The sequence below is a fragment of the Nonomuraea sp. NPDC052129 genome (assembly GCF_040680095.1).
In the GTDB taxonomy this organism is placed as follows: domain Bacteria; phylum Actinomycetota; class Actinomycetes; order Streptosporangiales; family Streptosporangiaceae; genus Nonomuraea.
Window position 1 is genome coordinate 1 of record NZ_JBFAVX010000088.1, and the last position, 1520, is coordinate 1520.

1 pseudogene is annotated in these 1520 nt (G+C 66.5%); it reads left to right on the top strand.

Annotated features, from left to right (window positions below):
* Positions 1-275: 275 nt before the first annotated feature.
* Positions 276-1520: pseudogene (locus tag AB0L53_RS59280) on the top strand (IS256 family transposase); the annotation flags it as partial.

Here is a 1520-nt window from a genome sequence, read left to right on the forward strand (position 1 = left end):
CACTCTAGGTGTGGAAATGATCACCGAACGTAGACGGAAGTCTGTAAAGATCATTCACCATCTCGGGGGAAAACACGATCATGTCCACGACACGGGGAAGAACCGCGCTGGCCGCGGTGGGGCAAGACGGACACGATGACGCATCGGCGCTGCTGAGGGCGGCTGCTCATCATGGCGGGGAAAAATCCCCCCATCGTGACGGCCAGGTGCCGTTGCGGGACCTGCTCGGCGATCAGGTGCTGGACCTGCTGCTAGAGCGCTCGCGCGACGGTGCGGGCGGACTGCGGCTGACGGGTGAGGGCTCGATGCTCGGCGAGCTGGTCAAGGCGGTGCTGGAACGCGCGCTGGAGGCCGAACTGTCGTCGCATCTGGGCTATGGCAAGCATGATCCGGCCGGCCACGGGAGCGGCAACTCCCGCAACGGCAGGATCGGCAAGACGGTGCAGACCGGGGTGGGGCCGGTCCGGCTGGCCGTACCCCGAGACCGGGCCGGCACCTTCGAGCCGATGCTGGTGCCCAAGCGCGCCGGCCGCGTCTCCGGCGGCCTGGACGACATGATCATCAGCCTGTACGCGCACGGCATGAGCGTCCGCGACATCCAGCACCACCTGCGCCAGATCTACGACACCGAACTGTCGCACGAGGCCATCTCCAACATCACCGACGCCGTACTCGAAGAGGTCCGCGCCTGGCAAGCCCGGCCACTGGATGCCGTCTACCCGGTGCTGTTCCTGGACGCCATCGTGGTCAAAGTCCGCGACAACCACAGCGTCCAGGCCAAGCCCGCCTACCTGGCCGTCGGCATCGACGCCGACGGCGAGAAGCACGTCCTGGGCATCTGGCTGGCCAAGACCCCGCTCGATGCCGCCACTGCAGGCGAATCGGCCCGCTTCTGGACCTCAGTGATGACAGACCTGCGCAACCGCGGAGTGCGCGACATCCTCATCGCCTGCACCGACGGCCTGAACGGCTTCGAAGACGCCATCCACCACGCCTTCCCGCACACCACCGTGCAGACCTGCGTCGTTCACATGATCCGCAACGCGCTGCGGCCGGTCGCCCGCCGCGACCGCGCCGCGGTGGCTGCCGAACTCAAGAAGATCTACACCGCGCCCACCGCGGAGGCCGCCTTCGACGCCCTGGCCGATTTCACCGTCTCCACCTGGGGCGAGAGGTATCCGCAGGCGGCTCGCGTGTTCGAGACCGCATGGGACCGCTTCACGCCGTTCTTCGCCTTCTCCCCGGCCGTCCGCAAGCTGCTCTACACCACCAACGGCATCGAGTCGCTGAACTACCAGCTGCGCAAGGTCACCAAGGCCCGCGGGCACTTCCCAGGGGACGACGCCGTGGTCAAGCTCCTCTGGCTGGCCATCATCAACATCGAGGACAAACGCGCCCGCGAACGCGCAGCGCACAAGGAGAAAACCGGAAAGATCAAGAACTCGCCCAGCACCGCCCGCCTGATCGAAGGACAGCGCACCATCGGCTGGCGCGAAGCACTCATCGAACTCGACATCGCC